At 40.7% G+C, this 6,691-nt stretch carries 5 protein-coding genes and 1 pseudogene; 5 read left to right on the top strand and 1 reads right to left on the bottom strand.

The features are described 5' to 3' along the window. Positions 1 to 77: 77 nt before the first annotated feature. Positions 78 to 2,273: pseudogene (locus HMPREF1516_RS06625) on the top strand (Cna B-type domain-containing protein); the annotation flags it as partial. Positions 2,274 to 2,406: 133 nt separating this feature from the next. Here HMPREF1516_RS06625 and HMPREF1516_RS06620 read toward each other — a convergent pair. Then, on the bottom strand, positions 2,407 to 2,766 hold the full coding sequence (locus tag HMPREF1516_RS06620) for a DUF3397 domain-containing protein (protein ID WP_033585581.1): 360 nt from the start codon (positions 2,764 to 2,766) through the stop codon (positions 2,407 to 2,409). A gap of 91 nt (positions 2,767 to 2,857) precedes the next feature. Between HMPREF1516_RS06620 and HMPREF1516_RS06615 the strand changes: the two genes are divergently transcribed. The 4 genes from HMPREF1516_RS06615 to HMPREF1516_RS06600 are packed head-to-tail and all read left to right on the top strand — an operon-like array spanning position 2,858 to position 6,668. Beyond that, positions 2,858 to 3,814 carry a TIGR01212 family radical SAM protein gene (locus HMPREF1516_RS06615; protein WP_033606112.1) on the top strand — a complete coding sequence of 319 codons (957 nt, stop codon included), beginning with the start codon at positions 2,858 to 2,860 and terminating at the stop codon, positions 3,812 to 3,814. Beyond that, positions 3,798 to 4,355, top strand: coding sequence for a tRNA (mnm(5)s(2)U34)-methyltransferase (locus tag HMPREF1516_RS06610; RefSeq protein ID WP_000828419.1), 558 nt, complete (start codon positions 3,798 to 3,800; stop codon positions 4,353 to 4,355). Before HMPREF1516_RS06615 ends, HMPREF1516_RS06610 begins: the two co-directional genes overlap by 17 nt. Further along, positions 4,348 to 4,602, top strand: coding sequence for a hypothetical protein (locus HMPREF1516_RS06605; RefSeq protein WP_000361094.1), 255 nt, complete (start codon positions 4,348 to 4,350; stop codon positions 4,600 to 4,602). Before HMPREF1516_RS06610 ends, HMPREF1516_RS06605 begins: the two co-directional genes overlap by 8 nt. A gap of 11 nt (positions 4,603 to 4,613) precedes the next feature. Then, the gene (locus HMPREF1516_RS06600) at positions 4,614 to 6,668 is read left to right on the top strand and encodes a cation:proton antiporter (protein WP_033606111.1); all 2,055 of its coding nucleotides are present in this window, start codon (positions 4,614 to 4,616) and stop codon (positions 6,666 to 6,668) included. The last annotated feature ends 23 nt before the right edge of the window (positions 6,669 to 6,691 follow it).

Genomic DNA, 6,691 nt, shown 5'->3' with positions numbered 1-6,691 from the left:
AGAAAAAGTAAGTGCGACTGAATTGAAAGCAACGGTTTCAAAAGAAGCAAAAGATCTTGTATTTACAAACAAATACACTCCGAGCTAAGAAAGTTCTTGAAGGTAAAGATCTTGAAGCTGGTAAATATAGCTTTGTTCTGAAAGAAGGCGATAAAGAGCTTGAAACAGTGACAAACGCTGCTGATGGAACGGTGACCTTCTCACCAATCTCATATGATGAGAGCCAAGTGGGAACTCACAAGTACACTATCTCAGAAGTTGTTGGATCTGAAGCAGGAATCACTTACGATAAGACAGTTCAAGAAGTTGAAGTAACGGTTGAAAAAGTAAGTGCAACTGAATTGAAAGCAACGGCTTCAAAAGAAGCAAAAGATCTTGTATTTACAAACAAATACACTCCAGCCAAAACTTCAGTTTCTGTGACGAAAAAATGGGATGATAAGGACAACCAAGATGGTAAACGCCCATCTTCTGTCACAGTTAAATTGCTTGCAGACGGTCAAGATACTGGTAAAACACTTGAACTCAATGCCGCAAACGGTTGGACTGGAAGCTTCACAGACCTTGATGCTGATAAAGGCGGCACACCTATTAAGTACACAGTAGTAGAAGTAACTGTTCCTGGTTACACTTCTAAGGTTGCTGGTGGCGCTGCATCAGGATTCACTATCACAAATAGCTATTCACCAGAAACAGTTGATGTAAAAGCAACTAAGAACTGGGATGACGCTAATAACCAAGACGGCAAACGTCCGACTAAGATTACAATCAATCTTTTAGCAGACGGTCAGAAAGTCGCATCAAAAGAAGTTCAAGCAGCCACAGACGGAACTTGGACTGCTACATTCGAAAAATTAGCAAAATATAAAGCTGGTAAAGAAATCAAATACACTGTAACAGAAGAAGCCGTAGCAGAATACGAATCAACTATTACAGACTTTACCATCACAAACAAATATGCACCAAAAGAAATCGACTACAAGGTAACAAAAGTATGGAACGACGCGAACAACCAAGACGGCAAACGTCCTGAGTCCGTAACGGTTCAACTTTTCAAATCTGTAGATGGATCTAAACCAGTAGCCGTTGAAGGTAAGAAATTGACCTTGACAGCTAAGGATAAGACAGACGCTAACACTTGGGTAGCATCCTTCACCAATCTTCCACAATACGAAGCTGGAAAAGAAATCACTTACTCAATCAAGGAAGTGGATGTACCAGCTGGTTATGAATCCTCTGTGACTGGTCAAGTAGTGACAAACACCTATAATCCAGATACAGTTATCCTTTCAGGAACTAAGGTGTGGAAAGATAACAACAACCAAGACGGCAAACGTACAACATCTGTGAAAGTTCAAATTCTTAACGGCGACAAAGTCGTTCAAGAAATTGAAGTTTCAGAAAAAACTGGCTGGAAGTTCGAATCTAAAAAACTTCCTAAGTATGAGAATGGTAAAGAAATCAAGTACACTGTCAAAGAAACTGCTATGACAGAATACAAAGCAACCATCACTACAGATAAGGATGGCAAGTACACCATTACCAATGAATATACACCAGAAAAAATTGCTGTAAGTGGACAAAAGACTTGGATTGATAATAACGACCAAGATCGTATCCGTCCAGCATCTATCACTGTCGCTCTTCTTGCCAATGGTAAAGAAACTGGCAAGACAGCAATCGCAACAGCTGAAACAGGTTGGAAGTATGAATTCACTGAACTGGACCGTTACCAAAATGGTAAAGCAATCGAGTACACAGTCAAAGAAGTTGGTGTTCCTACAGGTTACACAGCTACTGAAACTGGTATGAATGTGACCAACACCCACACACCAGAGAAAACCGCTGTAAAAGGTCATAAGATCTGGAAAGATGAAGATAACAAAGATGGCATCCGTCCAGCATCTATCACCGTAAAACTTCTTGCAGATGGCAAGGAAACTGGTCAGACAGCTACAGTGTCAGAAACAAGTGGCTGGACTTATGAGTTTACAGGTCTTGATCGTTATCAAGAAGGTAAGGAGATTGCCTACACTGTTGAAGAAGTGAATGTTCCAGATGGTTATACAGCTTCAGTAGAAGGTTACAACATTACAAATACGCACACTCCTGAAAAACCAACACCTGGCAAACCAAATGAACCAGGAAAACCAGGACAAAAACCTCAACTTCCTAACACTGGTGAAAAAGCATCTAATGTAGCAGTAGTTGCAGGACTTGCTTTGATGTCAGTGACTAGTGGATTGTACTTTGTAAGCCGTAAAAATAAATAATCTAGCGTGAGAAAGATAGTTTCCATTTGTTTTTCTTAGGTTTAATCTGTGATAAAAAGGCCAGAGGATTCCTCTGGTCTTTTTTAGATATAAGAGTAAAAGAAAGACCCAGCATTTAATACTGGGTTGGTAATTATTTTACCATCATCAATTCGACAATCATTGCTATATAGATGATTAAGGTAAGGAGAAAACCGGCTCTCCAGAAGAATTTGATGAATTTAGGGTAATAAAAACTTCGTTTTTTGACAAGGAAAAAGATTACAAGGAGGATTGCTAGGAGAGAAAGTGCGACACCAAGTCGCGGTAGAAAGTTGTGGGTAAAGGCTTTAGCAGTAATCAGATAGTACTCAAATACCAAAAGTGGAAAAGCTAGATCCGCGAAATTAAATCCTATTTTCCTAAGTCCGAAAAGCTTGGTGACAATAAAGCAAACCACCAAGGTTAATATCAATAATAAAATAGATGCTATTTTCATTAAAATCATACCCATATTGTATCATAAAAAAACGCTAAAGGAAATGAGAAACAAGGGAATTTGTAGGAAAGTCAGGCTTTTGAGATTGTAGGTGTTTTTTGTTATAATGGAAGTTATGAAATCTTATAATACCTTGAATGATTATTATCGAAAACTTTTTGGAGAAAAGACTTTCAAAGTTCCTATTGATGCGGGATTTGACTGTCCCAATCGGGATGGAACTGTAGCTCATGGTGGTTGTACTTTTTGTACAGTTTCAGGTTCGGGAGATGCTATCGTGGCACCGGATGCTCCTATCCGCGAGCAATTTTATAAGGAAATTGACTTTATGCACCGCAAGTGGCCAGAAGTTAAAAAGTATCTGGTTTATTTTCAAAACTTTACCAACACCCATGAAAAGGTGGAAGTGATTCGGGAGCGATATGAGCAGGCTATCAACGAGCCAGGTGTAGTAGGGATCAATATCGGAACACGGCCAGACTGTTTACCCGATGAAACCATCGAATATTTGGCTGAGTTGTCGGAGCGTATGCACGTGACGGTTGAATTGGGCTTGCAGACTACTTTTGAAGCAACCTCTGACCTGATTAACCGTGCCCATTCTTATGAATTGTATGTGGAAACGGTCAAACGCTTGAGGAAATATCCTAAGATTGAGATTGTTTCCCATTTGATTAACGGTTTGCCCGGTGAGACTCATGAGATGATGGTCGAAAATGTCCGTCGCTGTGTTACGGATAATGATATTCAAGGAATTAAACTGCACTTGCTTCACCTCATGACCAATACACGGATGCAGCGAGATTACCACGAAGGACGCTTGCAACTGATGAGTCAGGATGAGTATGTCAAGGTCATTTGTGACCAACTAGAAATCATTCCCAAGCATATCGTCATCCATCGAATTACAGGAGATGCGCCTAGAGATATGCTGATTGGTCCCATGTGGAGCCTCAATAAATGGGAAGTTTTGAATAGCATAGAGAATGAGATGCGACGCCGCGGAAGTGTGCAAGGATGCAAGGCTGTAAAACAGGAGTTTAAAAATGAAAAGACCACTTGAGATGGCACATGATTTTTTGGCGGAAGTTGTGACAAAAGAGGATATCGTAGTGGATGCGACCATGGGCAATGGCCATGATACCCTTTTTCTAGCCAAGTTAGCCAAGCAAGTCTATGCCTTTGATATTCAGGAGCAGGCTTTGGAGAAGACGCAAGAGCGTTTGGATCAGGCTGGAATGAAAAATGCCCAGTTAATCTTGAAAGGTCATGAGACACTAGACCAGTTTGTGACAGAAGCTAAGGCAGGGATTTTTAATCTTGGTTATTTACCTTCTGCTGACAAATCCGTCATCACCCAACCTCAGACTACTATCGAAGCCTTAGAAAAGCTGTGTCACTTGCTTGTCAAAGGGGGACGGATTGCAATTATGATTTACTATGGTCATGAAGGAGGAGACACCGAGAGGGATGCTGTATTGGATTTTGTTAGCCAGTTGAACCAACAAGAGTATACAGCTGCCATTTATCGGACTCTCAACCAAGTTAATAATCCACCGTTTTTAGTTATGATTGAAAAATTAGAAAGGTATAGACATGGATAAACAATACCTTCGTGAGAAGCTTGAGGCAATGCGCCAAAATTTTGTCGAGTCAACGCATCACGAGCGAGCAGTCGGGGTGCTCGACGAAGCACATATGAGCAAGAAAATGCTTAAAATCAAGAAAAAATTAGTGGCTCTTGAAATGGAACGATGCCAGAAAAAAATTGAGCACAAAGACTGTTCTAAGATTGATCAGAAAATCCAAGAGCAAAAGGAGATTTTTGAATCTTGTTGTAAAAAAGATTAAGGAGGAATTGTGTGGAATTACTCATTTACTTGATTCTATTTTTATTTGTCTTAATCATTTCAACTACGACCAATAAACTTCTCCCTTTTTTGCCCCTTCCTCTTGTGCAAATCCTTTTGGGGGTTGGGATTGGTTTATTCGTTCCCGATGCGGACTTTCATCTCAATACAGAGCTGTTTCTGGCCATGGTTATTGGTCCCTTACTTTTCCGGGAGGCAGAAGAAGCGGATATTACGTCCATTTTGAAGCATTGGCGGATTGTCGTCTTTCTGATCTTTCCTGTGATTTTTATCTCGACCTTAAGCTTGGGGGGCATGGCTCACTTCCTTTGGATGACTCTTCCTTTAGCTGCCTGTTTAGCAGTTGGAGCGGCACTTGGGCCAACAGATTTGGTTGCCTTTGCATCTCTTTCTGAACGTTTTCGTTTTCCTAAACGGGTTTCTAATATTCTAAAAGGGGAAGGGCTCTTAAATGACGCTTCTGGGTTGGTTGCATTTCAGATGGCCCTGGCTGCTTGGACAACAGGAACTTTTTCTTTCAGCCAAGCTGGGACTTCCCTAGCACTTTCCATCCTTGGTGGTTTTGTAGTCGGTTTTGTGACGGCTATGGTCAATCGTTTCTTGCATACCTTTTTACTGAGTGTGCGAGCGATAGATATAGCCAGTGAACTATTGCTAGAGCTAAGTTTGCCACTCATGACCTTTTTCATCGCAGAAGAGTTTCATGTTTCAGGGATTATCGCAGTAGTGGTTGCAGGTATTTTGAAGGCTAGTCGATTCAAAAAAATTACGCTCCTTGAGGCTCAGGTTGACACCGTGACGGAGACCGTCTGGCACACCGTGACCTTTATGCTAAATGGATCAGTCTTTGTTATCCTGGGAATGGAATTAGAGTTGATAGCAGAGCCAATCTTGTCTAATTCTCTCTACAATCCCCTTCTTTTACTGATTTCGGTTGTCGTTCTGACCTTCTTGCTTTTTGCGATCCGCTTTGTCATGATTGCTGGTTTTTACTTTGTGAGGACGCGTCGACTTAAGAAAAAAATTCATAAGTACATGAAAGATATGCTTCTTTTGACCTTCTCTGGTGTCAAAGGGACAGTATCTATCGCGACCATTCTCCTCATACCAAGTCATTTGGAGCAGGAATATCCTTTATTACTCTTCCTTGTAGCAGGCGTTACACTGTTGAGCTTTTTAACGGGTTTACTAGTCCTCCCTCACTTATCTGAGGAACAAGAGGAAAGCAAGGACCATTTGATGCATATTGCGATTCTGAATGATGTGGCTGCAGAATTAGAAAAAGAGCTGGACCATCACAAGAACAAACTTCCTCTTTATGCAGCTATTGATAATTATCATGGTCGGATTGAAAACCTCATCCTTAGTCAGGAAAATAAAAGAGTCCAAGAGGACTGGGAGTCCCTCAAGCTTCTTATCTTGAGTATTGAGAGTGACGGTTTGGAGCAAGCCTACGAAGAAAATAGAATCAGCGAGCGTGGCTATCGAGTTTACCAACGTTACCTAAAAAACATGGAGCAGAGTATCAATCGGAATTTCGCTTCTAGAGTGACTTATTATTTCCTTGTTTCTTTACGGATACTGCGCTTTCTACTCCATGAAATGTTTACCTTTGGCAAAACTTTCCGTAGTTGGATGAATGAAGAATCTCGTAAACTACTAGCAGTTGACTATGATCAGATTTCAGAGTTGTATTTGGAAAATACAGAGCTGATTATCGAGAGTTTGGAAAACCTCAAAGGGGTTTACAAGAGTTCTCTGATTAGTTTTATGCAAGAGTCTCGTCTACGCGAGACGGCCATTATCGGAAGTGGTGCCTTTGTTGAGCGGGTTATCAATCGCATCAAGCCAAACAATATCGATGAAATGCTACGAGGCTACTATCTCGAACGTAAGGCAATCTTTGAATACGAAGAAGCTAAACTGATAACAGCCAAGTATGCCAAAAAACTACGCCAAAATGTGAATAATTTAGAGAATTATTCTCTGAAAGAGGCTGCAAATACTTTACCTTATGATATGCTAGATTTAATCAGAAGAACTTAGATGATGAAGAAAATGACGGAGGA

The organism is Streptococcus sp. CM6, assembly GCF_000526095.1.
GTDB classification, from domain to species: Bacteria; Bacillota; Bacilli; order Lactobacillales; family Streptococcaceae; genus Streptococcus; species Streptococcus oralis_BW.
Note: the sequence above shows the minus strand (reverse complement) of the source record. Positions and strands in the feature narration are given on the sequence as shown.

Excerpts from the sequence above, each read along its gene's own strand:
- HMPREF1516_RS06620 (WP_033585581.1), bottom strand. The coding sequence starts at position 2,766 with ATGGGTATGATTTTAATGAAAATAGCATCTATTTTATTATTGATATTA.
- HMPREF1516_RS06615 (WP_033606112.1), top strand. The coding sequence starts at position 2,858 with ATGGAAGTTATGAAATCTTATAATACCTTGAATGATTATTATCGAAAA.
- HMPREF1516_RS06610 (WP_000828419.1), top strand. The coding sequence starts at position 3,798 with ATGAAAAGACCACTTGAGATGGCACATGATTTTTTGGCGGAAGTTGTG.
- HMPREF1516_RS06605 (WP_000361094.1), top strand. The coding sequence starts at position 4,348 with ATGGATAAACAATACCTTCGTGAGAAGCTTGAGGCAATGCGCCAAAAT.